Source organism: Burkholderia sp. AU30198 (genome assembly GCF_020419825.1).
GTDB lineage: Bacteria > Pseudomonadota > Gammaproteobacteria > Burkholderiales > Burkholderiaceae > Burkholderia.
The window spans coordinates 155,481-179,798 of record NZ_JAIZSA010000010.1; the positions used below are offsets into that span (position 1 = coordinate 155,481).

At 68.2% G+C, this 24,318-nt stretch carries 24 protein-coding genes; 4 read left to right on the top strand and 20 right to left on the bottom strand.

Going from position 1 to position 24,318, the window contains the following annotated elements; genetic code table 11:
- Positions 1 to 6 precede the first annotated feature (6 nt).
- From galE to LGN19_RS22305, 4 genes are read right to left on the bottom strand one after another with little or no spacing between them, the layout of a single operon-like run.
- Positions 7 to 1,029, bottom strand: a complete 1,023-nt coding sequence (gene galE / locus LGN19_RS22290) for a UDP-glucose 4-epimerase GalE (RefSeq protein WP_122944650.1) — start codon at positions 1,027 to 1,029, stop codon at positions 7 to 9.
- A 15-nt stretch (positions 1,030 to 1,044) separates the two neighbouring features.
- Positions 1,045 to 2,181, bottom strand: a complete 1,137-nt coding sequence (locus LGN19_RS22295; RefSeq protein WP_226217137.1) for a glycosyltransferase family 4 protein — start codon at positions 2,179 to 2,181, stop codon at positions 1,045 to 1,047.
- A gap of 51 nt (positions 2,182 to 2,232) precedes the next feature.
- Positions 2,233 to 3,057 carry a glycosyltransferase gene (locus LGN19_RS22300; protein WP_122944652.1) on the bottom strand — a complete coding sequence of 275 codons (825 nt, stop codon included), beginning with the start codon at positions 3,055 to 3,057 and terminating at the stop codon, positions 2,233 to 2,235.
- Positions 3,054 to 4,310 carry a lipopolysaccharide biosynthesis protein gene (locus LGN19_RS22305; RefSeq protein ID WP_226217139.1) on the bottom strand — a complete coding sequence of 419 codons (1,257 nt, stop codon included), beginning with the start codon at positions 4,308 to 4,310 and terminating at the stop codon, positions 3,054 to 3,056. The genes LGN19_RS22300 and LGN19_RS22305 overlap by 4 nt, the downstream gene beginning before the upstream one ends.
- A 263-nt stretch (positions 4,311 to 4,573) precedes the next feature.
- On the opposite strand from LGN19_RS22305, the gene LGN19_RS22310 reads away from it, so the two are divergent.
- The 4 genes from LGN19_RS22310 (at position 4,574) to waaA (ending at position 9,451) form a co-directional block, all read left to right on the top strand.
- A complete protein-coding gene (locus tag LGN19_RS22310) occupies positions 4,574 to 5,968 on the top strand; it encodes a phosphomannomutase/phosphoglucomutase (protein ID WP_174976975.1) in 1,395 nt (464 codons plus the stop codon).
- 175 nt (positions 5,969 to 6,143) lie between these two features.
- A complete protein-coding gene (gene waaC / locus LGN19_RS22315) occupies positions 6,144 to 7,139 on the top strand; it encodes a lipopolysaccharide heptosyltransferase I (RefSeq protein WP_226217141.1) in 996 nt (331 codons plus the stop codon).
- Between the two features lie 34 nt (positions 7,140 to 7,173).
- Positions 7,174 to 8,058, top strand: a complete 885-nt coding sequence (locus LGN19_RS22320; protein ID WP_085039638.1) for a Kdo hydroxylase family protein — start codon at positions 7,174 to 7,176, stop codon at positions 8,056 to 8,058.
- 37 nt (positions 8,059 to 8,095) lie between these two features.
- On the top strand, positions 8,096 to 9,451 hold the full coding sequence (waaA, locus tag LGN19_RS22325; protein ID WP_226217143.1) for a lipid IV(A) 3-deoxy-D-manno-octulosonic acid transferase: 1,356 nt from the start codon (positions 8,096 to 8,098) through the stop codon (positions 9,449 to 9,451).
- 63 nt (positions 9,452 to 9,514) lie between these two features.
- Here waaA and ureG read toward each other — a convergent pair whose 3' ends face one another.
- From ureG to hemN, 16 genes are all read right to left on the bottom strand, one after another.
- The gene (gene ureG / locus LGN19_RS22330) at positions 9,515 to 10,162 is read right to left on the bottom strand and encodes an urease accessory protein UreG (protein WP_011351182.1); all 648 of its coding nucleotides are present in this window, start codon (positions 10,160 to 10,162) and stop codon (positions 9,515 to 9,517) included.
- Positions 10,163 to 10,179: 17 nt separating this feature from the next.
- Positions 10,180 to 10,860 (bottom strand): urease accessory protein UreF, encoded by a 681-nt coding sequence (locus tag LGN19_RS22335; protein ID WP_226217145.1) that lies wholly within the window; start codon positions 10,858 to 10,860, stop codon positions 10,180 to 10,182.
- A complete protein-coding gene (gene ureE / locus LGN19_RS22340; protein WP_226217147.1) occupies positions 10,847 to 11,494 on the bottom strand; it encodes an urease accessory protein UreE in 648 nt (215 codons plus the stop codon). Before ureE ends, LGN19_RS22335 begins: the two co-directional genes overlap by 14 nt.
- Before the next feature lie 22 nt (positions 11,495 to 11,516).
- The gene (ureC, locus tag LGN19_RS22345; RefSeq protein ID WP_226217149.1) at positions 11,517 to 13,223 is read right to left on the bottom strand and encodes an urease subunit alpha; all 1,707 of its coding nucleotides are present in this window, start codon (positions 13,221 to 13,223) and stop codon (positions 11,517 to 11,519) included.
- 29 nt (positions 13,224 to 13,252) lie between these two features.
- The gene (locus LGN19_RS22350) at positions 13,253 to 13,558 is read right to left on the bottom strand and encodes an urease subunit beta (protein ID WP_226217151.1); all 306 of its coding nucleotides are present in this window, start codon (positions 13,556 to 13,558) and stop codon (positions 13,253 to 13,255) included.
- Positions 13,559 to 13,566: 8 nt separating this feature from the next.
- The gene (ureA, locus tag LGN19_RS22355) at positions 13,567 to 13,869 is read right to left on the bottom strand and encodes an urease subunit gamma (protein WP_006406310.1); all 303 of its coding nucleotides are present in this window, start codon (positions 13,867 to 13,869) and stop codon (positions 13,567 to 13,569) included.
- 236 nt (positions 13,870 to 14,105) lie between these two features.
- The gene (locus tag LGN19_RS22360; protein WP_226217153.1) at positions 14,106 to 14,981 is read right to left on the bottom strand and encodes an urease accessory protein UreD; all 876 of its coding nucleotides are present in this window, start codon (positions 14,979 to 14,981) and stop codon (positions 14,106 to 14,108) included.
- Positions 14,982 to 15,190: 209 nt separating this feature from the next.
- Positions 15,191 to 15,883 carry an urea ABC transporter ATP-binding subunit UrtE gene (gene urtE, locus LGN19_RS22365; protein ID WP_226217155.1) on the bottom strand — a complete coding sequence of 231 codons (693 nt, stop codon included), beginning with the start codon at positions 15,881 to 15,883 and terminating at the stop codon, positions 15,191 to 15,193.
- A gap of 4 nt (positions 15,884 to 15,887) precedes the next feature.
- Complete coding sequence (urtD, locus tag LGN19_RS22370; protein ID WP_175222827.1) at positions 15,888 to 16,745, bottom strand: urea ABC transporter ATP-binding protein UrtD; 858 nt, start codon at positions 16,743 to 16,745, stop codon at positions 15,888 to 15,890.
- Positions 16,742 to 17,929, bottom strand: a complete 1,188-nt coding sequence (urtC, locus tag LGN19_RS22375) for an urea ABC transporter permease subunit UrtC (protein ID WP_226217156.1) — start codon at positions 17,927 to 17,929, stop codon at positions 16,742 to 16,744. Before urtC ends, urtD begins: the two co-directional genes overlap by 4 nt.
- A 1-nt stretch (position 17,930) precedes the next feature.
- A complete protein-coding gene (urtB, locus tag LGN19_RS22380; RefSeq protein ID WP_226217158.1) occupies positions 17,931 to 19,550 on the bottom strand; it encodes an urea ABC transporter permease subunit UrtB in 1,620 nt (539 codons plus the stop codon).
- A gap of 149 nt (positions 19,551 to 19,699) precedes the next feature.
- Entirely contained in the window at positions 19,700 to 21,007 is a 1,308-nt protein-coding gene (urtA, locus tag LGN19_RS22385; RefSeq protein WP_226217160.1) for an urea ABC transporter substrate-binding protein, read from the bottom strand.
- A 455-nt stretch (positions 21,008 to 21,462) separates the two neighbouring features.
- Positions 21,463 to 21,786 carry a rhodanese-like domain-containing protein gene (locus tag LGN19_RS22390; protein ID WP_011351193.1) on the bottom strand — a complete coding sequence of 108 codons (324 nt, stop codon included), beginning with the start codon at positions 21,784 to 21,786 and terminating at the stop codon, positions 21,463 to 21,465.
- Positions 21,787 to 21,800: 14 nt separating this feature from the next.
- Positions 21,801 to 22,457: a protein-L-isoaspartate O-methyltransferase family protein gene (locus LGN19_RS22395; RefSeq protein ID WP_011351194.1), complete on the bottom strand. Its 657-nt coding sequence runs from the start codon at positions 22,455 to 22,457 to the stop codon at positions 21,801 to 21,803.
- A 104-nt stretch (positions 22,458 to 22,561) separates the two neighbouring features.
- Positions 22,562 to 22,819 carry a hypothetical protein gene (locus tag LGN19_RS22400; RefSeq protein WP_226217162.1) on the bottom strand — a complete coding sequence of 86 codons (258 nt, stop codon included), beginning with the start codon at positions 22,817 to 22,819 and terminating at the stop codon, positions 22,562 to 22,564.
- 79 nt (positions 22,820 to 22,898) lie between these two features.
- Entirely contained in the window at positions 22,899 to 24,290 is a 1,392-nt protein-coding gene (gene hemN / locus LGN19_RS22405) for an oxygen-independent coproporphyrinogen III oxidase (RefSeq protein ID WP_226217163.1), read from the bottom strand.
- Positions 24,291 to 24,318: the final 28 nt, after the last annotated feature.

A 24,318-nucleotide genomic window follows, 5' to 3' on the forward strand; every position in this document is an offset into this window, starting at 1 on the left:
AGCGGATTATACAAAACCGCGGGGGTTCCCCTCCTGCCATCGCCAGTGGTCGGCACACATTTCTTCGATGCCGAGCGTCGCGCGCCAGCCGATGATGTCGGCCGCGGCCTGCGGATTCGCGTAGCACTCGGCGATGTCGCCCGGGCGGCGCGTGACGAGCTCGTACGGCACCGGCCGGCCCGACGCCTTTTCAAACGCCCGCACGACTTCCAGCACGCTGTAGCCCTGGCCCGTGCCGAGGTTCACGACGAAGCTTGCGTCGCGCTTCGCGAGCGCGTCGAGCGCGGCGATGTGGCCCTTCGCGAGATCGACGACGTGGATGTAGTCGCGCACGCCCGTGCCGTCCGGCGTCGGGTAGTCGGAGCCGAACACGCGCAGCTTTTCGAGCTTGCCGACCGCGACCTGGGCGACATACGGCATCAGGTTGTTCGGGATACCGGCCGGATCCTCGCCGATCAGCCCGCTCGCGTGCGCGCCGACCGGGTTGAAGTAGCGCAGCGTCGCGATCCGCCACGACGGGTCGGAGACCTCGAGGTCGCGCAGGATCTGCTCGGCGATCAGCTTCGACTGGCCGTACGGGTTCGTCGCGGACAGCGGGAACGATTCGTCGATCGGCGAGCGCTCGGGCACGCCGTACACGGTCGCGGACGAGCTGAACACGAACTGCTTGACGTTGCGCTCGCGCATCACCTTGAGCACGGCGAGCAGGCCGCCGAGGTTGTTCTGGTAGTACTCGAGCGGCTTCGCGACCGATTCGCCGACGGCCTTGAGCGCCGCGAAGTGGATGGTGCCGGTGATCGGGTGCGCGTCGAACACCTTGGCGAGCGCGGCTTCGTCGCACACGTCGACCTGATGGAACGCGGGCGTCTTGCCCGTGATCCGCTCGATGCGGCGCACGGATTCGGCCTTGCTGTTGACGAGGTTGTCGACGATCACGACGTCGTAGCCGTTGTCGAGCAGCTCGACGGCCGTGTGCGAGCCGATGTAGCCCGCACCGCCGGTAACGAGGATGGTGCCTTTAGCGGTCATTGCAGAGGTGCTCCTTCAGAGGGTAATGCCTGTCAATGAATGAATGGTCTGCCGGTAGCGCTCGACGACCTGCTGCTCGTCGAATTCCACCGCGACCTTGTGCCGGCCGCGCGCACCCATCGCGTCGCGTCCGGCCGTGCCGAGTTCGATCATGCGGAGCAACTGCTCCGCGAGGCTCGCGCTGTCGCGCACGCGGCACAGGAAGCCCGTTTCGCCGTCGGCGACGACGTCGCGGCAGCCCGGCACATCGGTCGCGACGATCGGGCGGCCCATCGCCGACGCTTCCATCAGCGTGCGCGGCACGCCTTCGCGGTACGACGGTAGCACGACGCAGTCGGCCGCCGCGATATGGGGGCGCACGTCGTGCGCTTCGCCGAGATACTCGACGACGCCTTCGGCGGTCCATGCGTCGACATCGGCGCGGCCGATCGCGCTCGGATTGTCGACGCCGAGCGGCCCGAGCAGCTGGAAGCGTGCGTTCGGGAAGCGCGCACGCACGATGCGCGCGGCCTCCACGTATTCGCGCACGCCCTTGTCCCACAGCAGCCGGCCGATCAGGATGAAGACGGGGGCCTCGCCGGCGGGCAGCGGCACCGGCGCAAACTGTTCGAGATCGACGCCTTCGCCGTGCAGCAGCCGCGCGCGATCGGGATGCGCGAGCAACCGCTCGTCGGTGAAGGTCGCGAGATCGTCGCGGTTCAGGAACCACACTTCACGCGGGAAGCGGAACGCGAACCGGTACAGGCGCTTCGCGACGCTTGCCGCGCGGCTTTTCTGGATGAAGACGTAGCCGAGCCCGGTCGTCACCGCGATCGACGGCACGCGCGCGAGCCACGCGGCGACCGAGCCGTAGATGTTCGGCTTGATCGTGTAATGGAACACGAGATCGGGCCGCAGTGCGCGGTAGTGACGCGTCAGCGCGGCGAGCGTGCCGAGATCCTCGCGCGGGCTCGTGCCTTTCGACGCGACCGCGAGCGCCACGTAGCGGCAGCCCATCTGCTCGAGCAGCGGCACCGTGCGGTCGTGCGGCGCGATCACGATGACCTCGGCGCCGCGCGCGACGAGCGCACGGATCAGCCCGTGGCGATACGTGTAGATCGCCCAGGCCGTGTTGCAGACGAGCGCGATGCGCAGCGGGGAGGTGGCGGACATGAAAAAAAGAAAAAATAAAGCGTCGAAATGACCGAAAGCGCCGGATCCGCGTCACGCGGACGGCCGCGCGGCGAACAGCGTCTGCTTGATCCGCTGCAGCGTGCGGTACGGCGTCACGAAATGCAGCAGGTTCTTGGCGAGGCCGGCCCAGTCGTACGGGTTCAGCGCGTTGAAGTGGCTCAGCAGCAGCGTGAGCGTCGACACCAGCTGGCGCCGGCGCTTGGTCGCGCTGATCCCGCCCTCGTTGAGCTCGTAATAGAGGCCGAGCTCGGGCAGGTTCGCGCAATCGTAGCGTTGCATTAACCGTAAAAAAAGATCGAGATCCTCGGCTGCGCGGTATTTCACGCGATAGTTGCCCACTTCGCGCACGGCGTCGATGCGCAGCATGACCGACGGGTGCACGAGCGGCGAGCGCAGGAAGCGCGTGCGGCGCAGCGTGCGCGGATCGGTGGCCGGCGTCAGCATGAAGCGCGGCTCGCCGGCGCGCGACACGACCTGCGTCCACATGCCGACGCAGGCCACCCGCGGGTGGGCGCCGAGGTACGCGCGCTCCTTCGCGAGGCGCTGCGGCGCGGCGAGATCGCCCGCGTCGATGCGCGCCGCATAGCGGAAGCCGCGGGCCGCGAGCGCGTCGATGCCGGCCGCGAGCGCGCGCTCGATGCCGCCGTTCTGCGGCATGCGCAGTACCTCGATCGCGAGGCCGGGCAGATCGGGCGCGACGATCGGCGGCGTGCTGCCGTCGTCGACGATCAGCACGTGCACGGGCGTGTCCTCGCGAAACGATGCGAGGGTCCGGACGACGTCGTCGTGCCCGTTGTAGGCCGGCATCAGCACGGCCACATCGTCGAGCGGGGGCGGGCAATCAGGGGACGTCATGGGCGCAGCTTGAAACGGATGTAATAAAAATTGACGGCGGCGGCGGCCAGGTAGCCGGCCGCCAGCCCGACGAGCGCGCCGTACAGGCCGAGCCGCGGGATCGCGAACACGTTGACGAGCGCGGCGATCGCGAGCGCAAGCAGCCATTTCGACAGCAACACGAATTTTGCTTGATATTTGAGAACGATAAGATTGCCTATCGCCTCGATGCCGGCCGGCACCGACAGCCAGACCGCCCAGCGGAAGATGTCGACCGACGCCTCGTAGCCGTGGCCGAACACCTTGCCGACGATCAGCGGGGCCGCGGCGTCGAGTACGAGCGCGCCGGCCGTCATCAGGCCGGCCGTCATCGCGATCAGCCGGACGATGTTGCGGCGCAGCCGTGCGACGTCCTGCACACGGTAGACGAATGCGGGCGCGATCGTCTGCGCGAGCATCAGCGCGAGCGTGATCCAGTTCTCGTTGAGCTGCTGCGCGGCCGAGTAACGGCCGAGATCGGCGAACGATACGTGACGCTCGAGCATCAGGCGGTCGAGCTTCAGGAACAGGTACATGCAGATGAGGCCGAGCCAGAACACCGTGCCGGCGGTCGCAAAGTGCCGGAACAGCGGCTTGTCGAAAGTCCAGCCGAGCGCGCCGCCGTTGCGATGCCGGTAGTACAGCAGCAGCGCGAAGCCGATGGCGGCGGCCTCGAGCGCCCACAGCCACGCGAAGCGGGCGGGGCCCGCGGCCGCACGGACCAGCAGCCAGACGAGCAGCGCCTTCGCCAGCGCGGTGACCATGCTGGTGACGAGCTGCGGCTTGCTGTAGGTCATGCTCTGCAGCCACGCGTTGACGACGCCGACGAACGGCTCGCGGAACACCATCGTGACCGCGAGGCTCGCGAGCATCGCGCCGACCAGCGGATCGAAGGCGCCCGCGGCGATCGCGATCCAGGTCGCGGCGAGCGCGGCGACCGACACGGCGATGCGCAGCACGAACGCGCTGCCGAGCACCGCGCCGAGCTGGGCGGGCGGGCGCTGGACGATGGTCGGGACGAGAATTTCCGCGCCGCACACCCAGGTGAGCGGTGCCAGTACCAGGAGGAGCGTATTCGCATACTGCCATTTGCCGAACACATCTGGCCCGAAATAACGGGCCAGCAGGCCGCTGATCGCGATCGCGACGCCGATCTGCGTGAGCCGTTCGAGCCCCAGCCAGACGAGATTCGCGACGGCCTTCGCGACATCCGGGTTGCCGAAGCGCTTCAGCATGCGCGGTGGCGGCGCGCGCGCAAGGCGGCCGGCAGGGCGCCCGGGGGCTGCAGATTGGCGGCGGCGGGACGGCTAGGCATTAAAATGGGCGGTATGCGCGTCATCAAAACCCGCGATTATAAGTGGGATCGGGGGCGCTCCCGCCGTTCCGCGCCAGCGGTTTCACGCCATGCCGGGCCAGCATGTATCATGCGCGGCACCGGCGAGCGGCAGCCAGGCAAGCCAGACTAATTTCCATGCACGCAACTGAGAGAAGAGAATCGATGATCTCCCAATCCATCTTCAAGGCATATGACATTCGTGGCGTGGTCGGCAAGACGCTCGACACCGACACGGCGCGCGGGATCGGCCGGGCATTCGGCAGCGAAGTGCGCGCGCAGGGCGGCGATGCGGTCGTCGTCGCGCGCGACGGCCGCCTGTCCGGGCCGGACCTCGTCGGCGCGCTGGCCGACGGCCTGCGTGCGGCGGGCGTCGACGTCGTCGACGTCGGCATGGTGCCCACGCCGGTCGGCTATTTCGCGGCAAACGTCCCGCTCGCGCTGAAGGGCGGCGAGCGCCGCGTCGATTCGTGCATCGTCGTCACGGGCAGCCACAACCCGCCCGACTACAACGGCTTCAAGATGGTGCTGCGCGGCGCCGCGATCTACGGCGAGCAGATCCAGGCGCTGTACCGCCGCATCGTCGACGAGCGCTTCGAGACGGGCAGCGGCTCGTACGAGCAGTTCGACGTGGCCGATCAATACATCGCGCGCATCGTCGGCGACATCAAGCCGGCCCGCCCGATGAAGCTCGTCGTCGACGCCGGCAACGGCGTGGCCGGCCCGCTCGCGACGCGCCTGTTCAAGGCGCTCGGCTGCGAGCTCGTCGAGCGCTTCACCGACATCGACGGCACGTTCCCGAACCACCACCCCGATCCCGCCCACCCGGAAAACCTGCAGGACGTGATCCAGGCGCTGAAGGACACTGACGCCGAGATCGGCTTCGCGTTCGACGGCGACGGCGACCGCCTCGGCGTCGTCACGAAGGACGGCCAGATCATCTATCCGGACCGCCAGCTGATGCTGTTCGCGGAAGAAGTGCTGTCGCGCAACCCGGGCGCGCAGATCATCTATGACGTGAAGTGCACGCGCCACCTCGCGCAATGGGTGAAGTCGAAGGGCGGCGAGCCGCTGATGTGGAAGACGGGCCACTCGCTCGTGAAGGCGAAGCTGCGCGAGACGGGTGCGCCGCTCGCCGGCGAAATGAGCGGCCACGTGTTCTTCAAGGATCGCTGGTACGGCTTCGACGACGGTCTCTACACGGGCGCGCGCCTGCTCGAGATCCTCACGAAGACGGCCGATCCGAGCGCGCTGCTGAACGGGCTGCCGGACGCGATGAGCACGCCTGAACTGCAGCTGTGGCTCGACGAAGGCGAGAACTTCCGCCTGATCGACAAGCTGCAGAAAGAGGCGAAGTTCGACGGCGCCGAGGAAGTCGTGACGATCGACGGCCTGCGTGTCGAGTACCCGGACGGCTTCGGCCTTGCGCGTTCGTCGAACACGACGCCGGTCGTCGTGATGCGTTTCGAGTCCGAGACGCAGGAAGGGCTCAAGCGCATCCAGGAGGACTTCCGCCGCGTGCTGACGGCCGCGAAGCCGGACGTCAAGCTGCCGTTCTGAGCGTCGGCGGCCTGCGGGCCGCCGACGGCGCGACGGTGAGTCCAATCGTCGCGCCATCCCCGAAAAGCGGCGCACGCTACAGGCGTGCGGCCGCTTTTTGCCTGTGCGACGCCACGAGCGCGATAAAATCGCTCCTTTCTGCTTGTCGCCGGCTGCCTGCCGGCGTTTTTTCAGCGTGCAAAAGATCCTGATCGTGCGCGTGTCGTCGCTGGGCGACGTCGTGCACAACATGCCGGTGATCGCCGATATCCGGCGCCGCCACCCCGATGCGCAGATCGACTGGCTCGTCGAGGAAAGCTTCGTCGACCTGGTCAAGCTCGTCGACGGCGTGCGCAACGTGCTGCCGTTCTCGCTGCGCCGCTGGCGCAAGAAGCCGTTCTCGGGCGCCACGTGGCGCGAGATCCGGGCCTTCCGCCAGCGCCTCGCGGCCGAGCAGTACGACCTCGTGATCGACTGCCAGGGCCTCATCAAGACGGCCTGGGTCGCAAGCTGGGCGCGCGGCCCGCTCGTCGGGCTCGGCAACCGCACCGATGGCGCCGGCTACGAGTGGCCCGTGCGCTTCTTCTACCGCAAGCGCGTGCCGATCGCGCCGCGCACGCACGTCGTCGAGCGCTCGCGGCAACTCGTCGCGGCCGCGCTGGGCGACCCGGCGCCGACGCCGGCCGATCCGGTCGACTTCGGCGTCGATACGCGCGCGGCGGCGCTCGCGGTGGCGGCGCTCGGCCTGAACCTGCCGGTGCCGTACGTGGTGTTCGTCCATGCGACGTCGCGTGCCGACAAGCAGTGGCCGGACGCCGCGTGGATCGAGCTCGGCCAGGCGCTGGTGCGGCGCGGCGCGTCGCTCGTGCTGCCGTGGGGCAACGACGCGGAGCGCGCGACCAGCGAGCGGCTGGCGAAGGAATTCGGCGCGGCGGCGATCGTGCCGCCGCGGCTGTCGCTGCCGGCCGTGGTCGGGCTGATCGACGGCGCGGCCGCCACCGTCGGGGTTGATACAGGTCTGGTTCACATCGCGGCCGCGCTGAAGCGTCCGACGGTCGAACTGTACAATTTCGCGACGGCCTGGCGGACCGGCGGCTACTGGTCGCCGAACGTCGTCAATCTCGGCACGGCGGGGCAACCCCCGTCGATCGCGCAGGTGAAGTCGGCGCTCGCGGGCTTCGGTCTCCTGTAACGCTGTCACACGCGCGAACCCACGCGAACCGAACATGAGCGAATCCCAGATCATCGAAGTCCCGTCCGCCGACTGGAGCGGACACAACCTGTCGGCGCCGCGCGAGCAGCTGCTGGCCGCCGTCGAGGAAGGCAAGGTGCTGTATTTCCCGCACCTGCGCTTCGCGATCGAAGGCGGCGAGGAAGCGCTGCTCGATCCGGCGCTCGCCGACCCGAAACGCAAGAACATCAGCCTCGCGCCGAACGGCGGCGCGCTCGCCGGCGTGCTCGGCGACAGCGTCACGCAGTCGGCGGTGCGCGCGCTCGTCGCGCGCTTCCAGCAGCAGGCCGGCACGCTCGTCGACGGCCTCTTTCCCGAATACCGCGGCAAGCTGCGCGTCGCGCCGACCAGCCTGCGGCTGATGCAGGTCGAGACGCGCCAGACGTCGTGGCGCAAGGACGACAGCCGGCTGCACGTCGACGCGTTCCCGTCGCGGCCCAACTACGGCGAGCGCATCCTGCGCGTGTTCACGAACGTGAACCCGGCCGGCGTGCCGCGCGTGTGGCGCGTCGGCGAGCCGTTCGAGGACGTCGCGAAGCGCTTCCTGCCGCACATCAAGCCGCAGTTGCCGGGCGCCGCGTGGCTGCTGAACCTGCTGCACGTGACGAAGTCGCCGCGCAGCGCGTACGACCACCTGATGCTGAACCTGCACGACAGCATGAAGGCCGATCTCGACTACCAGAAGACGAGCCCGCAGGAGACGATGCCGTTTCCGCCGGGCTGCGTGTGGATATGTTTCTCGGATCAGACTTCGCACGCTGTGATGTCCGGCCAGTTCATGCTCGAGCAGACCTTCTTCCTGCCGGTCGACGCGATGGTCCGCCGCGAATGCGCGCCGCTCGGCATTCTCGAACGCCTGAAGGGCAGGGCGCTGGTTTGAGCGCGCATCTTCTCCGAGGCAACACGAGGGCCGCTGCATGCTGAGGGTGATCTATCGCGCGCTGTGGTGGCTCGTCGCCCCGATCGCCGTCATCCGGCTTTACGTGCGCTCGCGCAAGGAGCGCGGCTATCGCGAGCACATCGGCGAACGCTTCGGCCACGTGGCAGGCCGTTCACGCGACGACCGCGCGCCGCTGATCTGGGTGCATGCGGTATCGGTCGGCGAGACGCGCGCGGCGCAGCCGCTGATCGACGCGCTGATGCACGCGCGCCCCGATGCGCGCATCCTGCTCACGCACATGACGCCGAGCGGCCGTGCGACCGGTGAACAGATCTTCGGCGATCGCGTGCTGCGCTGCTACCTGCCGTACGACATGCCCGGCGCGGTGCGGCGCTTCCTGCGCGCGTGGCGGCCGACGCTCGGCCTCGTGATGGAAACCGAGGTGTGGCCCACGCTGATCGACGAGTGCCGTCGTGCGGACGTGCCGCTGGTGCTGACCAATGCGCGCATGTCCGCGCGTTCGTTCCGGCGTGCATCGAAGTTCGGCGCGGCGACGCACGACGTGTTCGGCGGCTTCTCGCGCGTGCTCGCGCAGAGCCCGGCCGATGCGGAGCGGTTGACGTCGCTCGGCGCGCGCAACGTGACCGTACTCGGCAACCTGAAGTTCGACATGACGACGCCGCCGGAGCTCGCGGCACGCGGCCATGCGTGGCGCGACGCGATCGGCGCGCGGCCCGTGTGGGTGGCCGCGAGTACGCGCGAGAACGAGGAGGCGCTGGTGCTCGACGCATTCGCGGCGATGCGCACGCCCGGCGCGCTGCTGGTGCTCGTGCCGCGTCATCCGCAGCGTTTCGCCGAGGTCGAGGCGCTCGTCGAGCGCAGCGGGCTCAAGTGCGTGCGACGCTCGGTGTGGGCGGCCGACAAGGCCGCGCTCGCGGCCGGCCGGCCAGCTGCCGAGCCGCTACCGGACGACGTGTCGGTGCTGCTCGGCGATTCGATGGGTGAACTCGGCGCGTATTACGCGGCCGCCGACATCGCGTTCATCGGCGGCAGCCTGTTGCCGCTCGGCGGGCAGAACCTGATCGAAGCGTGCGCGGTCGGCGTGCCGGTGCTGATCGGGAAGCACGTATTCAACTTCACGCAGGCGACCGCCGACGCGGTCGCGGCCGGCGCGGCGCTGCAGGTCGAGGATCCGCTCGATCTCGCGCACGTGCTCGACGCGCTGTTCGCCGACAAGGCGCGGCGCATCGCGATGGGTGCGGCCGGCGCCGCATTCGCGTCGCGCCACCGCGGCGCGACCGCACGCACGGTCGACGTGCTCGCGGCGCTGCTGCCGCCCGCCGAGCGTGGTGCGCGCGCGTTGCAGGACGCGCAGGACACGTCCGACGAATAGACAAAGGCGGCGCAATGCCGCCGGGAGCACGCGTGGCGGCACCGTATGGCGCCGCCACGCCGCTCAGACCGTCAGCAAACCCTTCTTTTCGATGAACGCGATCACGTCCGCGACGCCTTCGAGCGCCTTCAGGTTCGTCATCACGTAAGGCCGTTCGCCGCGCATCTTCTTCGTGTCGGACGCCATCACGTCGAGGTTCGCGCCGACCAGCGGCGCGAGATCCGTCTTGTTGATCACGAGCAGGTCGGATTTCGTGATGCCGGGGCCGCCCTTGCGCGGAATCTTCTCGCCGCCCGCGACGTCGATCACGTAGATCGTCAGGTCCGACAGCTCGGGGCTGAAGGTTGCCGCGAGATTGTCGCCGCCCGATTCGATGAACACGATGTCGGCGTCGGGGAAGCGCGACAGCATCCGGTCGACCGCTTCGAGGTTGATCGACGCATCCTCGCGGATCGCCGTGTGCGGGCAGCCGCCCGTCTCGACGCCCATGATGCGTTCCTCGGGCAGCGCGCCCGCGACCGTCAGCAGCCGTTGGTCTTCCTTCGTATAGATGTCGTTGGTGATCGCGACAAGGTCGTACCGGTCGCGCATCGCCTTGCACAGCATCTCGAGCAGCGTGGTCTTGCCGGAGCCGACAGGGCCGCCGATGCCGACGCGCAGCGGCGGCAGTTTCTTCGTGCGGCGGGCGGAGGAAGGGGCAGGTGCGTTCATGGCGGAGGGTGTCGGGTTCAGGAGCGGAACAACCGCGAATACTGGGTCTCGTGCCGCGCGGACAGGATGCCGAGCTGCGGCGCGAACGTGTTGACGGCGTCGGGTGGTGTCGCGAGCGCACGGCGCACGGCCGCGTCAATCGCGCCGCGTAGCGCGACGATGATGCGTTGCCCGGCGAGCTGGCCGAGCGGTACGGCCTTCAGCGCGGCGGACGTCTGGTTCTCGACCCAGCCGAATGCGTATGCGGCGAGCACCGCGTCGGCGCTTGCGTCGTGCGCGGCGGCCGCGTATGCGAATGCGGTGGGTAGCGCGATCGGCTTGATCGTTGCGAGTGTCGCGCGGCGCGCGGCATCGCCCCATTCGAGCGATGCGCACAGCTGCGCGAGCGACCAGCCCATCTGTTCGGTCTCGCGGCGCAGTTCCGCCGATTCGCGGCTGGCGACGTACCACGCGTTTTCGGTGGCGAGCGCCGACGCGTCGTGCGCGTGCCAGCGCGCGAGCTGGTGCGCGAGGAACGGCAACTCGCCGTGCGCGAACACGTCGGTCAGGCCGCTGGCAATCCAGTCGCGCGCGGTGTCGGCGTCGCGGATCAGGTTTGCGTCGAGCGCCGCTTCAAGCCCCTGCGAATAGCTGAACGCGCCGATCGGCAGCGCCGGCGACGCGAGGTGCAGCAGCGCGACGAGTTCAGTGGTGGTCATGGCCGTGGCCGTGCGAGCAACCAGGACCATGCTGATGGTCGTGATCGTGATCGTGATCGTGATCGTGATCGTGATCGTGGTCGTGATCGTGGTCGTGCGAATGTGAATGCGAGTGGCCGTGATGCTCGCCGAACACCTGCTGCGCGAGCGCGTAATCCTCGGCGAACGTCGCGTCGTGCCCGTGCTTGTGGCCGCCGCCGTACGCGCCGGCTTCCGGCTGGAACGGTGCAAGGGTCTCCTCGACCTGCGTGCCGAGCCGGCGCAGCATGTCCGCGAGCACGGGATCGGCTTCGAGCTTCAGGTAGCCGTCGCCGATCTCGACCGGCGTGTGGCGGTTGCCGAGATGGTACGCGGCGCGCATCAGCGTGAGCGGGTCGGCCGCGCGCACGCGCAGCACGGTCTCGGGCGCGGCGGCAATGCGCACGAGTGCGCCGTCGTCGGCGACCAGCACGTCGCCGTCGCGCAGGATCGTGCCGCGCGGCAGCAGGACCGCGACGTCCTCACCGGTGTCGAGCGTCGCCGCGAGGCGGCTCTTGCAGCGGGCGTCGTAGGCGAGCGTGAGCGTCGGCGCGCGCGCGACGAGCGACGCGGCGAGTTTCACGTTCGGAGCAATGCGTTTGTCGAGGGTGCGCATGAATCGAAGACCGGCAATCGGATCAGAACAGGAAATAGCGCTGCGCCATCGGCAGCACCGTGGCCGGCTCGCAGGTGAGCAACTGGCCGTCGGCGATCACGTCGTAGGTTTCGGGGTCGACGCTGATCGACGGGCGCCACGCGTTGTGGATCATGTCGGCCTTCGTCACGTTGCGGCAGTTGCGCACGGGCACGATCCGCTTCGCGAGGCCATAGCGTTCCGCGATGCCCGCATCGGCGGCCATCTGCGACACGAAGGTCAGCGACGTGCGTGCGAGCGCACCGCCGCGGGTGGCGAACATCTCGCGATAGTGGACCGGCTGCGGCGTGGGGATCGATGCGTTCGGGTCGCCCATCTGCGCCATCGCGATCATCCCGCCCTTCAGGATCATGGTCGGCTTGATCCCGAAGAATGCAGGCTCCCACAGCACGAGGTCGGCCCACTTGCCAGGTTCGATCGAGCCGACTTCGTGCGCAATGCCGTGCGTGAGCGCCGGGTTGATCGTGTACTTTGCGACATAGCGCTTCGCGCGGAAGTTGTCGTTGCGCGTACCGTCTTCCGGCAACGCGCCGCGCTGCACCTTCATCTTGTGCGCGGTCTGCCAGGTGCGGATGATCACCTCGCCGACGCGGCCCATTGCCTGCGAATCGGACGACAGCATCGACAGCGCGCCGAGATCGTGCAGGATGTCCTCGGCCGCGATCGTCTCACGGCGGATCCGCGATTCGGCGAACGCGAGATCCTCGGCGATCGACGGATCGAGGTGATGGCACACCATCAGCATGTCGAGATGTTCGTCGAGCGTGTTGATCGTATACGGGCGCGTCGGGTTGGTCGACGACGGCAGCACGTTCGCCTCGCCGCACACCTTCAGGATGTCGGGCGCATGGCCGCCGCCCGCGCCTTCGGTGTGGTACGTGTGGATCGTGCGGCCCTTGAATGCGGCGACCGTCGATTCGACGAAGCCGCCTTCGTTCAGCGTGTCGGTGTGGATCGCGACCTGCGTGTCGGTGTCGTCGGCGACGGAAAGACAGTTGTCGATCGCCGCGGGCGTGGTGCCCCAGTCCTCGTGCAGCTTCAGCCCGATCGCACCGGCCGCGATCTGCTCGACGAGCGGCTGCGGCAGGCTCGCATTGCCCTTGCCGAGAAAGCCGAGGTTGATCGGCCAGCCGTCGGCGGCCTGCAGCATCCGCTCCATGTGCCACGGGCCCGGCGTGCAGGTCGTCGCGTTGGTGCCGGTGGCCGGCCCGGTGCCGCCGCCGAGCATCGTCGTGACGCCCGATGCGAGCGCCTCGTCGATCTGCTGCGGGCTGATGAAGTGGATGTGCGTGTCGATGCCGCCCGCCGTCACGATCAGCCCTTCGCCTGCGATCACTTCGGTCGCGGCGCCGATCGCGATCGTCACGGCCGGCTGGATGTCAGGGTTGCCGGCCTTGCCGATCGCGGCGATGCGGCCGTGCTTGATCGCGATGTCGGCCTTCACGATGCCCCAGTGATCGAGGATTACCGCGTTCGTGATGATCGTGTCGGGCACGTCGGCGGCCACGCGCTGCGACTGGCCCATGCCGTCGCGGATCACTTTCCCGCCGCCGAATTTCACTTCCTCACCGTAGGTCGTGAAGTCGCGTTCGATCTCGATCAGCAGTTCGGTATCGGCGAGCCGGACGCGGTCGCCCGTCGTCGGCCCGAACATTTCCGCGTACGCGCGGCGGCTCAAGCGTAGTGTCATGGTGCTGTTCCTGAAGAGCGGGGCGCGGCTTACAGCGGCCCCATCACCTTGCCCTGAAAACCGTAGACGGCGCGATCGCCCGCGAGCGCGACCAGCTCGACGGTGCGCGTCTGGCCCGGCTCGAAGCGCACGGCGGTGCCGGCCGCGATGTTCAGGCGAAAGCCGCGCGCGGCCGCGCGATCGAACGACAGTGCGTCGTTGACTTCGAAGAAGTGGTAGTGCGAGCCAACCTGCACCGGGCGGTCGCCGGTGTTCGCGACGACGAGCGTCAGCGTGGCTCGGCCCGCGTTCAGTTCGTGTTCGCCGTCGTCAGCGAGGATTTCGCCGGGGATCATGCGGGGCCTCACGGAATCGGGTGATGGACGGTCACGAGCTTCGTGCCGTCGGGGAAGGTCGCCTCGACCTGGATGTCGGGAATCATCTCCGGCACGCCGTCCATCACGTCGTCGCGCGTGAGCAGCGTCGTGCCGTAATGCATCACTTCGGCGACCGTCTTGCCGTCGCGCGCGGCTTCCATCAGCGCAGCGGTGATGAAGGCGACCGCCTCCGGATAGTTGAGCTTCAGGCCGCGTGCGCGACGGCGCTCGGCCAGCAGCGCCGCCGTAAAGATCAGCAGCTTGTCCTTCTCGCGGGGAGTCAGTTTCATGAAGGAAAACGTTCAGGAAAACGTAATTTTTATCGGTGCGCGTACAACCGTGCGAACGCGCGGGTCATCGTAGCACCGCGCTGTTTTGCGTGCGTCGTGTATCGGTTATGTAAGGAGCAAGGCGCGTGCCATGTGCATGGAACGCCGTGTGATGCGCGCTCGTGGTGCGCGATGCATGGGCAGCGTGCAGCGCGCGCCGTGGCGCTGCGCCGAAACGGTGCGTGGCGCGACCGCGCTCAGGTCTGCCAGAGTCGCAGCGGCCGTGCGTCGACGCCGTGCACGATCGGCCGCAGATGCAGCCAGCAGTCGGTGAAGTGGCGTTGCAGCGCTTCCATCGACGCCGACAGCGCGCGGACCAGCACGACGCCCGGCGTCACGCAGGTCGCGCCCGCGCGCAGCGTGGCATCGAACGGCATCCGCGCGGCGAGCGATTCGGCGAGCGCGGCGTCGCACGCGGCGCCGGCGGCCCACAGCGTGCCGTACGCGGGAAAGCCGGCGAGACCCTGCAGCGCACCGCGCAGCGGGTCGTGCGCATCGAGCAGCGCGCGTTCGGTCCACAGCGGCCGGCCGTCGGCATCGACGAGTGCCGAGGTCGACGCGATGCGGCCCGCCGACCAGGTTTCGCCGGCCGCCTGCCGGCCGAGCTGCGACGCGTCCCAGCCGATCGCACGGGCGCCTGCGCCGAGCTTGACCGTGAAGTCGAGCGACGCGTGCGCCGCGTCGAAGAACAGGTTGTTCTGCGGCAGCCAGTCGAGCTTCGCGTGTTCGCCGACCGTGATGCCGATGCGCTGCGTCGCGTCCAGCCCGTTCGACTTGTACCACTTGGTCGCGCCGGGCGTCGTCAGCACCGCGTGCGTGCCGTCGCCGAGCGCGATGTCGATGTCGAGCCGGTCGCCGCCCGCGACGCCGCCCGGCGGATGGACGATCACCGCGTGGCAGATCGCGTCGCCTTCCGGATACAACGGCCGCTGCACGCGCAGCGGGCCGTCGTGCAGCCGGTGCGCGAGCGTCGTGCGCGCGCCGTGCCGCTCGAAGCCGAGTTCGAGACGGCCGCGCCACGACTTGGCGACGGCGGGGCGGGACAGCGGGGCGTGGGAATCGGGGGCGGACATCGGCGGGAAGCAGGGGACGGGCGCGGGGAACGAGGATGCTACCGCAACAATATACGCTTCGGTGCCCGCGTTGCAGGACGCGGCAACGCCGGTCTCGCGCCGTGCCGCACATCGCCGGCGCGTGCCCGACATGCGCCGTTCGGCGAGGCACCGGATCGATGCGTCGGGTCGATCTGCGGACGCGACGCCGCTCCGAGCCTCGTTGCCCGCTATACCGCGATCAGCTCGCGCACGCCGTTCGCTTCCATCTCGTGCCCGTCGCCGCCCGCGACAATCTCGCCGCGGCTCATCACCCAGTATCTGTCGGCGATCGATTGGGCGAAGTCGTAATACTGCTCGACGAGCAGCACGGTCATCCTCGATTCGTCGACCAACTGGCGCAGCGTGCGGCCGATGTCCTGGATGATCGACGGCTGGATGCCTTCGGTCGGCTCGTCGAGGATCAGCAGCTGCGGCTCGCTCATCAGCGCGCGGCCGATCGCGAGCTGCTGCTGCTGGCCGCCCGACAGGTCACCCCCGCGCCGCGCGCGCATGTCCTTCAACACGGGGAACAGATCGTAGATCCGGTCGGGCACCCTGGACGGCGCTTTCCGGCTCGCCGCGCCGACGAGCAGGTTCTCCTCGACGGTCAGCCGCGGAAAGATGTCGCGGCCCTGCGGCACGTACGCGAGCCCGGCCGCGACGCGCGCATACGGCGGCATCGCGCCGAGTGCCGTGCCGCGCCACGACACGCTGCCGCTCTTCGCGGCGACGACGCCCATCAGGCAGCGCAGCAGCGTGCTCTTGCCGACGCCGTTGCGGCCCAGCAGCACGGTGAGCTTGCCGTCGTCGGCGGCGAGGCTCACGTTGCGCAGGATATGGCTGCCGCCGTAATACTGGTTCAGTGCATCGATCTTCAGCATCGCATCATCGTCCAAGGTAAGACTCGATCACCGCGTCGTCGCGCTTGACCTGGTCGAGCGTGCCTTGCGCGAGCACCGCGCCTTCGGCCATCACCGTCACGCGTCCCGTGTCGCCCGCGAGCGCCGCGACGAATTCCATGTCGTGTTCGACGACCATCATCGAGCAGGTACCGCGCAGCGTGTTCAGCAGTTCGGCGAGTTCCATCGTCTCGTGATCGGTCATCCCGGCCGCCGGCTCGTCGAGCAGCAGCAGCGCGGGGCGCTGCATCAGCAGCATGCCGATCTCGAGCCGCTGCTTCTGCCCGTGCGACAGCTCGCCGGCCGCGCGGAAGGCGTGGCTTTCGAGGCCGATCAGCGCGAGCGTCTCCTCGATCTTCGCCTGCGCGGCACGGTCGAGCCGCGTGCGCAGCGACGCGAGCCAGCCCTTGTCGGTCTGCATCGCGAGCTCGAGGTTCTCCCACACCGGATGCTGTTCGAACACGGTCGGCTTCTGGAACTTGCGGCCGATGCCCGCGCGTGCGATCTCGGGCTCGGTCATTCGCGCGAGGTCGAGCGTCTGGCCGAGAAACACCTTGCCCGCATCGGGGCGCGTCTTGCCGGTGATCACGTCCATCATCGTGGTCTTGCCCGCACCGTTCGGTCCGATCACGCAGCGCAGCTCGCCCGCGTCGATCGCGAGCGACAGTTTCTTCAGCGCGCGGAAGCCGTCGAAGCTCACTTCGATGTCTTCGAGATAGAGGATCGTGCCGTGCGACGTGTCGATGCCGGGCTGCACCACGCGCCCCATCGATGCGGTGCCGCTGACGGCCAGCCCTTCGTCCTCGGGCGGCGGCGTGAATTGGTAGAGGGCCGTTCCGTTCATGCGCGTTTCCCCTTCGCGAGCACGGTTTCGACGAGGCCCATGATCCCGCGCGGCAGCAGCAGCGGCACGAGCACGAAGATCAGGCCGAGGAAGAACAGCCAGTATTCGGCGAAGTACGCGGTAAAGAAGCTCTTCGCGCCGTTCACCGCGAACGCGCCGACGATCGGCCCGATCAGCGTGCCGCGCCCGCCCACCGCGACCCAGATCGCCATCTCGATCGAGTTGCCGGGCGACATCTCGCCGGGGTTGATGATGCCGACCTGCGGCACGTACAGCGCGCCCGCGATGCCGCACAGCACGGCCGACACGGTCCACACGAACAGCTTGCACGCGAGCGGGCTGTAGCCGAGGAACATCAGCCGCGTCTCGCCGTCGCGCACCGCGGTGACGACACGCCCGAGCTTGCTCGTGACGATCGCACGCGCGGCGATGAACGCGAGCACGAGCGTCGCGAACGTCAGCAGCAACAGCACCGTGCGCGTGCCGGGCGACGTGATCGCGAAGCCCGCGATGCGCTTGAAGTCGGTGAAGCCGTTGTTGCCGCCGAAGCCCGTCTCGTTGCGATAGAACAGCAGCATCGCGGCGAACGTCATGGCCTGCGTGATGATCGACAGGTACACGCCCTTCACGCGCGAGCGGAACGTGAAGAAGCCGAACACCCACGCGAGCACGGCCGGCACGAGCACGACGAGCGCGAGCGCCCACGCGAGATGCTGCGTGCCGCTCCAGTACCACGGCAACTGGTGCCAGTCGAGGAACACCATGAAGTCGGGCAGGTCGCTGCCGTACTTGCCGTCGCGGCCGATCTCGCGCATCAGGTACATGCCGATCGCATAGCCGCCGAGCGCGAAGAACAGCCCGTGGCCGAGGCTCAGGATCCCGCAGTAGCCCCACACGAGATCGAGCGCGAGCGCGGCGATTGCGTAGCACATCAGCTTGCCGGTGAGCGTCATCGCGTACGCGGACAGATGGAACGCGCTCGACTCGGGCGCGACGAGTGCGGCGAGCGGCACGCCGATGCCGATCGCGATACATAGCGCGATCAGCGCGAGCCACGCGCGCCGCGACAGCAGCGCCGGGCGGGGCGGCAGGCCGAGTGCGAAGCGCTCTTCCGCTCGGGCGGCGGCAGCCGGCTTCGGCGCATCGGCGGCCGGGTTCGACAGGGAATGGGTGAATGAAGTCACGTCAAGCCTCCGCACTGCGGCCCTTCGGGGCAAACATGCCCTGCGGACGTTTCTGGATGAACAGCACGATCATCACGAGCACCGCGATCTTCGCGAGCACCGCGCCCCAGAACGGCTCGATCGCCTTGCTCGCGAGGCCGAGCCCGAAGCCGCCGAGCACGGTGCCGGCGATTTGCCCGACTCCGCCGAGCACGACCGCCATGAACGAATCGATGATGTAGTTCTGGCCGAGGTCGGGGCCCACGTTGCCGATCTGCGACAGCGCGCAGCCGCCGAGGCCCGCGATGCCCGCGCCGAACGCGAACGCATACGCATCGACGCGCGCGGTCTTCACGCCGACGCACGCGGCCATCCTGCGGTTCTGCGTGACGGCGCGCACGAACAGGCCGAGCCGCGTCTTCGTCAGCACGGCCCACGCGATGAAGACCACCGCGAGCGCGAACGCGAGGATCGCGAGCCGGTTGTACGGCAGGATCAGGTTCTGCATCACGGTCACGCCGCCGCTCATCCACGACGGGTTCACGACCTGTACGTTCTGCGCGCCGAACAGCATCCGCGTCGCCTGGATCAGGATCAGGCTCACGCCGAACGTCGCCAGCAGCGTTTCGAGCGGGCGGCCGTACAGGTGCCGCAGCACGAGCCGTTCGAGCACGATGCCGACGAGCGCGGCGGTCATGAACGACACCGGCACGGCGACGAGCGGATACCAGTCGAACGCGCCGGGCGCATAGCGCTGGATCAGCGTTTGCACGACATAGGTTGCGTACGCACCGATCATCAGGAATTCGCCATGCGCCATGTTGATCACGCCGATCAGCCCGTACGTGATCGCGAGGCCGAGCGCGGCGAGCAGCAGCACGCTGCCCAGCGACAGGCCGGCGAACAGCGTGCCGGCAATCTCGCCGCGGCGCTGCAGCGAATGTAGTGCGTCGAGACCTTGCTGCGCGGCGTCGCGCACGCGCGCATCGGGCTCCGCATAGCTGCCGTCGGCGTTCTTCGCGACGAGCGGGCGTAACTGCTCGATCATGTCGAGGTCCTGGCGCGCGGCGACCACCTGCACGGCTTCGAGGCGCTTCGCCGGATCGGCATCGTGCAGCGCGGCGATCGCCCACAGTGCGTCGAGTCGGCGCTTCAGCGCGGGATCGGTTTCCTTTGCACGCGCGCGGTCGATCATCGGCTTGAGTGCCGGGTCGGGCGATTTCAGCAATGCATCGATCGCGTCGCGGCGCGCGGCGACGTCGGGCGACGCGAGCGCGAGGCCAGACAGCGCGCCCGCGATCTTCGTGCGCAGCAGGTTGTTCAGCATCACGGGCTGCGCGTCGCCGGCCGGTGTCGCGGCCTGCGTGAGCGCGTCGTGTGCGGTGTCGCCGGTCTGGATCAGCAGGCGGCCGTCGCCGGTCGCGAGCGCTTCGCCGGTCGACAGCGCGTTAAGCACCGCGACGGCGCGCGGATCGGAATCGGCGGCGAGCCGTTCGACCGCGGCCGTCTTCGCGTCGAAGTCGTCGCCGGCGAGCGCGGCGGTATCGGTCGCCGTCAACGCGAACGCGGCGCGTGGCAGCCCGCCCGCGAGGGCGGCGCACGCGACGATCGCGATGGCGGCTCGGCGAAAGCGTGTAGGCATCGGGAAATCCTGTCGGGCGTGGGGAAGCGGATGCGTGAGGCGATGCGCGCTCGCGTGCGGTTCATCTCGGCAAGCGCGGTCGGTGCATCGGGTTCGGCATCGGCGTGCGAGTGGCACGTCGCGCGTGAAGCGCGACGTGCCACACTGCGTCAGGCGAGCGCCGCGCGCTGCCGGCGCAGGAAGGCCGGGATCGACGTGACGATGTCCGGCTTGCCCTGGTTGCCCGCGATGAACGGGCTCCACGGTTGCGCACGCACCGCGGTCTTGGTCTTCCACACGACGTTGAATTGCCCGTCGCTGCGGATCTCGCCGATCATCACCGGCTTGTGCAGGTGATGGTTGCCGTCCATCGCGAGCGTGAAGCCCGACGGCGCGGCGACGGTCTGGCCGATCATCGCGACGCGCACCTTGTCGACGTCGGTGCTCTTCGCCTTCTCGACGGCCTGCTTCCACATGTGGATGCCGACGTAGGTCGCTTCCATCGGGTCGTTGGTCACGCGCTTCGCACCGCCCGGCAGGTTGTTTGCCTTCACCCACGCGGCGAACTGGTCCTTGAACTTCGTGTTGGTCGGGTTCTTCACCGACATGAAGTAATTCCACGCGGCGAGGTGGCCGACGAGCGGCTTCGTGTCGATCCCGCGCAGTTCTTCCTCGCCGACCGAGAACGCGACGACCGGCACGTCGGTCGCCTTGATCCCCTGGTTGCCGAGCTCCTTGTAGAACGGCACGTTCGAGTCGCCGTTGATCGTCGAGATCACGGTCGTCTTGCCGCCTTGCGAGAAGTTCTTGATGTTCGCGACGATGGTCTGGTAGTCGCTGTGGCCGAACGGCGTGTAGACCTCCTGAATGTCGGCGTCCTTCACGCCCTTCGATTTCAGGAACGCGCGCAGGATCTTGTTGGTCGTGCGCGGGTACACGTAGTCGGTGCCGAGCAGGAAGAAGCGCTTCGCGCCGCCGCCTTCCGCGCTCATCAGGTACTCGACGGCCGGGATCGCCTGCTGGTTCGGTGCGGCGCCCGTATAGAACACGTTGCGCGACATTTCCTCGCCTTCGTACTGCACCGGGTAGTAGAGGAGGCCGTTCAGTTCCTCGAACACCGGCAGCACGGATTTGCGCGACACCGACGTCCAGCAGCCGAATACGCAGGCGACCTTGTCCTGCGTGAGCAACTGGCGCGCCTTCTCGGCGAACAGCGGCCAGTTCGACGCGGGATCGACCACCACCGGCTCGAGCTTGCGGCCCATCACGCCGCCGCTCTTGTTGATGTCGGCGATCGTCATCAGCGCGGTGTCCTTCAGCGACGTCTCCGAGATCGCCATCGTGCCCGACAGCGAGTGCAGGATGCCGACCTTGATCGGGCCGGTGCCCGCATCGGCCGCGTGCGCGAACGGGCTCTTGCCCGCGAGCGCGAGTGCGCCGGCCATCGAACCGAACTTCAACAGACTGCGACGTTTCATCGGGATCCCCTTGTCGTGTTGGATATGCGTGCGCCGTGAAGGCGTCGGCCAAGGGGGTAACGCAAGGCATGTGCCAGTCGTGCGGATGCACGTCCGGCGTGCCTGCGCGGGGCAGGGCGGGGCGTCGGGACGGTGCGCATGACGCGTCGTGCAGCATGCGCGGTCCGTCGCGGTGCAGGGGCACGGGCGCAAATGGTGCACGGTCGGGGTTCCCCGTTCCGATGCCTGCACCTGCACGCGTTGCGGGAACTGTCGTACACCGTGACTTCGCGCCACGCGGGCAGGGCAGGTCACGGACGCAACGGTGCCGCTGTCGGTCATCGAGACGACGCTGAAGTGATTAACCGGAGCGGAAAAGAGAAACGGGCACGCGATGCGTGCCCGTTCGGGGGATCAGTGTGACCGGCGGCAAGGTGCCGGCCGGTGCAATGGCACGCGATGCGCCACCGGCAGGATCAGTAACGCGGTACGGACGGATCGACGTCGCGCGACCACGCGTCGATCCCGCCTTGCAGGTTGTACAGCTTCGTGAAGCCGCGCGATTCGAGGAACATCGCGACCTGCGCGCTGCGCATTCCGTGATGGCACACGCAGACGATTTCCGCTTCGTCGTCGAGTTCTTCGCTGCGCGCGGGAATCTGCTGCATCGGGATCGACACGCTGCCGGCGATGTGCGCGGTCGCGATTTCCCACGGTTCGCGCACGTCGAGCACGACCGGCGCGGGGCGCGCCTTGTCGCCCAGCCATTCCGCGAGCATCGCGGCCGTCAGGATCTGCATGGTGGCTCCGCCGTTCAGAACTTGAAGCGCGACGGCTCGATCGCGTTGACGAGGTGGTCGATGTAGGTTTCGAACACGTCGGCGACGCGGTACTGCTTGTCGTCGATGCGCGTGATGATCTGCGCCTTCATCACCGGACGGCCGCCGACGAATGCCGCGAGGCGGCCGCCGACCTTCAGCTGTTCGAGCATTTCCTGCGGCACGACGGGCAGGCCGCCCGCGACGCAGATCACGTCATACGGTGCCTTGCCGGCCCAGCCGCGCGAACCGTCGCCGAGCACGACTTCCGCGTTGGTCACGCCATCGTTGCGCAGGTTGTCTTCCGCGAACTTCGCGTTGGTCGGATCGATCTCGACGGCCGTCACGTGCTGCGCACGGTGCGCGAACAGCGCAGCCAGGTAGCCCGAGCCGGCGCCGATGATGAGCACGTTCTCGTGCTTCTTGACCGTCAGCTCCTGCAGCACGCGCGCTTCGACGCGCGGGAACAGCATCTTGCTGTTGCCGCCGGGCAGCGGCAGTTCGAGGTCGGCGAACGCGAGATCGCGGTATTCGGCCGGAACGTAGTTTTCACGCTTGACGATCGACAGCAGGCCCAGGACGTCGAGATCCAGCACGTCCCACGGCCGGATCTGTTGTTCGATCATGTTGAAACGCGCGTTTTCGATATTCATGGTGTGGTCACGCAGCCTGGTCGGCCATCAGCGGGGATAGAGAAACTTCGTGATTGTACCAAACGGGGCGGCCGCGAAGCCTTCAGGCGGCCTGCAACAGACCTTTACCCCTTGCTCTTCTTGATCTGCGCCTCGAACGCGAGATCGAGCTTGCTCGCCTTGCGCGGTTTTTTGGGGCCGAATTCGTCGACGAACTTGACGAACTCGTCGAGCGGCAGCGGCTCGCAGCGCTTTTCGGCGGTGCTGCCGGAGCGGTCGACGAGATAGAACAGGCCGCCCGCCATCGCGACGGCCGCGAATTGCGGGTTGCCGGAGCGGGTCTTCAGGCGTTCGACCGCGTGGGTCGCTTTGGTGGTGCGCATCGTGCGGATTCTGGCGGGGCGTAAGCCCCACACTGTATCAAACCGGCCGCCCGCGTGCGGCCGGCCGGGCCCGCCGGGCTCAGACGGTGCGCGAGTAGCGCTGCTGCTGCGTTTGGCCGAGATACGCGTCGAACGCCATCGCGATGTTGCGCACGACCATCCGGCCGGCCGGATGGATCGTCAGGCGGTCGGCCGCGATCGACAGCAGCCCGTCACGCTCGAACGGGCGCAGCCCGTCGAGTTCGCGCGCGAAATGATCGGCGAAGCGGATGCCGTGGGCGGCCTCGACATGCGAGAACGGCAGCTCGAGGTTGCACATCAGTTGCGTGATCACGTCGCGGCGCAGCCGGTCGTCGGGCGTGAGCCGTACGCCGCGTACGATCGGCAGCCGGCCCGCGTCGAGCGCGGCGCCGTAGGCGGGCAGGTCCTTCGCATTCTGCGCGTACACGTCGCCGACCTTGCCGATCGACGACACGCCGAACCCGACGAGGTCGGTATCCGCGCGCGTGCTGTAGCCCTGGAAATTGCGTTGCAGCGTGCCGTTCTTCTGCGCGCGCACGAGCTCGTCGGACGGCCGCGCGAAGTGGTCCATCCCGATGTACACGTAGCCGGCCGACGTCAGCATGTCGATCGCGAGGCCGAGCAGCGCGACACGCGTTTCCGGCGGCGGCAGCGTCGCGTCGTCGATCTGCCGCTGCATCTTGAACAGGTGCGGCATGTGCGCGTAGCCGAACACCGACAGCCGGTCGGGCGCGAGTTCGATGATCGTTTCCAGCGTGCGCGCGAAGACGGAGACGGTCTGGTGCGGCAGCCCGTAGATCAGGTCGACGCTCACCGAATGAAAGCCCGTCGTGCGCGCGGCGGAGAGCAGGTCGGCCGTCATCGCGAGCGGCTGGATGCGGTTGATCGCCTGCTGCACGACCGGGTCGAAATCCTGCACGCCGAGGCTCAGCCGGTTGAAACCGATGGTGCGCAGGTGGACGAGCGTCGCGGGCGTGACCGTGCGCGGGTCGATCTCGATCGAGAACTCGGCGTCGGCATCCGGCGCGAGCGCGAAGTGCTCGCGCGTGGCCGCCATCAGCTCGGCCGTTTCGTCGTTGGACAGGAAGGTGGGCGTGCCGCCGCCCCAGTGCAGCTGCGTGACCGGGCGCGCGGGATCGAACAGCGTGGCCTGCAGCGTCATCTCGCGCTTGAGCTGGTCGAGATACGGGCGCGCGCGGCGGTGGTTGTTGGTCGCGATCTTGTTGCAGCCGCAGTAGAAGCACGCGGTGTTGCAGAACGGGATGTGGAAGTACAGCGACAGCTCGCTCGACGACGCGCCAGGGTCGGTTGCCGCGCGCACATAGTCGGCCGGGTCGAAATCGTCGCGGAACTGCAGCGCGGTGGGGTACGACGTATAGCGCGGCCCGTTCGCGCCGTACTTCGCGAGCAAATCGGGACGGAACAATGAGTCGGCAGAACCGGAACGCATGATGGTCTCGCGCTTTTTAGATGCTTTC

What these genes read in the sequence shown, in the direction of transcription:
- LGN19_RS22350 (WP_226217151.1), bottom strand. Translation starts at nt 13,558, where the DNA reads ATGATCCCCGGCGAAATCCTCGCTGACGACGGCGAACACGAACTGAAC.
- hemN (WP_226217163.1), bottom strand. Translation starts at nt 24,290, where the DNA reads ATGCGTTCCGGTTCTGCCGACTCATTGTTCCGTCCCGATTTGCTCGCG.
- waaA (WP_226217143.1), top strand. Translation starts at nt 8,096, where the DNA reads ATGCTGAGGGTGATCTATCGCGCGCTGTGGTGGCTCGTCGCCCCGATC.
- urtD (WP_175222827.1), bottom strand. Translation starts at nt 16,745, where the DNA reads ATGAACGGAACGGCCCTCTACCAATTCACGCCGCCGCCCGAGGACGAA.
- ureG (WP_011351182.1), bottom strand. Translation starts at nt 10,162, where the DNA reads ATGAACGCACCTGCCCCTTCCTCCGCCCGCCGCACGAAGAAACTGCCG.
- LGN19_RS22390 (WP_011351193.1), bottom strand. Translation starts at nt 21,786, where the DNA reads ATGCAGATCCTGACGGCCGCGATGCTCGCGGAATGGCTGGGCGACAAG.
- urtB (WP_226217158.1), bottom strand. Translation starts at nt 19,550, where the DNA reads ATGCCTACACGCTTTCGCCGAGCCGCCATCGCGATCGTCGCGTGCGCC.
- LGN19_RS22320 (WP_085039638.1), top strand. Translation starts at nt 7,174, where the DNA reads ATGAGCGAATCCCAGATCATCGAAGTCCCGTCCGCCGACTGGAGCGGA.
- LGN19_RS22300 (WP_122944652.1), bottom strand. Translation starts at nt 3,057, where the DNA reads ATGACGTCCCCTGATTGCCCGCCCCCGCTCGACGATGTGGCCGTGCTG.
- LGN19_RS22400 (WP_226217162.1), bottom strand. Translation starts at nt 22,819, where the DNA reads ATGCGCACCACCAAAGCGACCCACGCGGTCGAACGCCTGAAGACCCGC.
- urtA (WP_226217160.1), bottom strand. Translation starts at nt 21,007, where the DNA reads ATGAAACGTCGCAGTCTGTTGAAGTTCGGTTCGATGGCCGGCGCACTC.
- urtE (WP_226217155.1), bottom strand. Translation starts at nt 15,883, where the DNA reads ATGCTGAAGATCGATGCACTGAACCAGTATTACGGCGGCAGCCATATC.
- LGN19_RS22335 (WP_226217145.1), bottom strand. Translation starts at nt 10,860, where the DNA reads ATGACCACCACTGAACTCGTCGCGCTGCTGCACCTCGCGTCGCCGGCG.
- LGN19_RS22295 (WP_226217137.1), bottom strand. Translation starts at nt 2,181, where the DNA reads ATGTCCGCCACCTCCCCGCTGCGCATCGCGCTCGTCTGCAACACGGCC.
- LGN19_RS22360 (WP_226217153.1), bottom strand. Translation starts at nt 14,981, where the DNA reads ATGTCCGCCCCCGATTCCCACGCCCCGCTGTCCCGCCCCGCCGTCGCC.
- LGN19_RS22310 (WP_174976975.1), top strand. Translation starts at nt 4,574, where the DNA reads ATGATCTCCCAATCCATCTTCAAGGCATATGACATTCGTGGCGTGGTC.
- ureA (WP_006406310.1), bottom strand. Translation starts at nt 13,869, where the DNA reads ATGAAACTGACTCCCCGCGAGAAGGACAAGCTGCTGATCTTTACGGCG.
- ureC (WP_226217149.1), bottom strand. Translation starts at nt 13,223, where the DNA reads ATGACACTACGCTTGAGCCGCCGCGCGTACGCGGAAATGTTCGGGCCG.
- ureE (WP_226217147.1), bottom strand. Translation starts at nt 11,494, where the DNA reads ATGCGCACCCTCGACAAACGCATTGCTCCGAACGTGAAACTCGCCGCG.
- galE (WP_122944650.1), bottom strand. Translation starts at nt 1,029, where the DNA reads ATGACCGCTAAAGGCACCATCCTCGTTACCGGCGGTGCGGGCTACATC.
- LGN19_RS22395 (WP_011351194.1), bottom strand. Translation starts at nt 22,457, where the DNA reads ATGAATATCGAAAACGCGCGTTTCAACATGATCGAACAACAGATCCGG.
- LGN19_RS22305 (WP_226217139.1), bottom strand. Translation starts at nt 4,310, where the DNA reads ATGCTGAAGCGCTTCGGCAACCCGGATGTCGCGAAGGCCGTCGCGAAT.